The organism is Rhodopseudomonas sp. BR0C11 (genome assembly GCF_010820945.1).
In the GTDB taxonomy this organism is placed as follows: domain Bacteria; phylum Pseudomonadota; class Alphaproteobacteria; order Rhizobiales; family Xanthobacteraceae; genus Rhodopseudomonas; species Rhodopseudomonas palustris_H.
In genome coordinates this window covers 1-974 of record NZ_QTKI01000756.1, presented here as the reverse complement: position 1 = coordinate 974, position 974 = coordinate 1, and the positions used below count along the sequence as shown (strand labels likewise).

General features: G+C 67.8%; 1 protein-coding gene. It reads left to right on the top strand.

Features of this window, described 5'->3' with window-relative positions:
• Positions 1 to 719, top strand: a 719-nt coding sequence (locus tag DYI24_RS27170) for a branched-chain amino acid aminotransferase (protein ID WP_164574525.1), incomplete at its 5' end; no start/stop codon positions are given.
• Positions 720 to 974 lie beyond the last annotated feature (255 nt).

The window sequence follows — 974 nt, the reverse complement described above, 5'->3', positions numbered from 1 at the left end:
AACAACTGGTGAAGATCGACCGCAACTGGATTCCGGGCGGCGAAGGCAGCCTGTATCTGCGGCCGTTCATGATCGCCAGCGAAGTGTTCCTCGGCGTCAAGCCGTCGGCGGAGTACATCTTCTCGGTGATCGCCTCGCCGGTCGGCTCGTACTTCAAGGGCGGCCCGGCCCCGGTGTCGATCTGGGTGTCGGAGACCTATACCCGCGCGGCGGTCGGCGGCACCGGTGGCGTCAAGTGCGGCGGCAACTACGCCGCCAGCTTGCGCGCCCAGGCCGAAGCGATCGAGCGCGGCTGCGACCAGGTGGTGTTCCTCGATGCGCTCGAGCGCCGCTACGTCGAAGAGCTCGGCGGCATGAACGTGTTCTTCGTGTTCGACGACGGTTCGCTGTCGACCCCGCCGCTCGGCACCATCCTGCCCGGCATCACCCGCGACTCGATCATCACGCTGGCGCGCGACGCCGGCCGCGTGGTCCGCGAGGAGCCGTACACGATCGATCAGTGGCGCGCCGACGCGGCCTCCGGCAAGCTCAAGGAAGCGTTCGCCTGCGGCACCGCCGCGGTGATCTCGCCGATCGGCAAGGTGTGCTCGAACCACGGCGACTTCACCATCAACGGCGGCCAGGCCGGCGAGGTGGCGATGGGCCTGCGCAAGCAGCTCGTCGACATCCAATACGGCCGCACGCCGGACAAGCACGGCTGGATCCGCAAGGTGATCTGAGCCACCCCTCGACGAGTCATTCCGGGGCGCTGACGAAGTCAGCGACCCCGGAATCTCTCTTTGGTAACAACCTCGATCCGACTGCTGAGTAACCTCTCCCGCTTGCGGGAGAGGTCGACGCGCGAAGCGTAGCGGATGAGGGCACTCCTCTTCGCGGATCGCTGGCTCACTGCCTGGGGCGCCCTCACCCCGGCCCTCTCCCGCGAGCGGGAGAGGGAGTGCGCCGTGCTCGGGGCGCATGCAATGCGCCTACGC